The sequence below is a fragment of the Cupriavidus sp. SIMBA_020 genome (assembly GCF_046535395.1).
GTDB classification, from domain to species: Bacteria; Pseudomonadota; Gammaproteobacteria; order Burkholderiales; family Burkholderiaceae; genus Cupriavidus; species Cupriavidus campinensis.
The window spans coordinates 1-262 of record NZ_JAWRWU010000875.1; the positions used below are offsets into that span (position 1 = coordinate 1).

A 262-nucleotide genomic window follows, 5' to 3' on the forward strand; every position below is an offset into this window, starting at 1 on the left:
GTGCGTTCTCACCGTCTCATCCAAGGACCAGCATGATTCGCCAAACCTTCGTCGCGCTGGCGCTGGCCGGCGCCGCCGTTTCCGCTGCTTCGGCCGCGCATGCGGCGCAACTGACCGTCGAGGAGATCGACGCCGATGCGCGCCAGCCGACCGTGTACCAATGCGCGAACGAGAAGCAGCCGCTGCGCGTGTCGTACTGGCGCGCCGGCAACGGCCAGAGCTTCGCGCTCGTGCCGGTCAACGGGCAGCAGATGCTGTTCGT

General features: G+C 67.6%; 1 pseudogene. It reads left to right on the forward strand.

Going from position 1 to position 262, the window contains the following annotated elements:
* Positions 1 to 32: 32 nt before the first annotated feature.
* A pseudogene (locus SB751_RS31910) lies at positions 33 to 262 on the forward strand (lysozyme inhibitor); the annotation flags it as partial.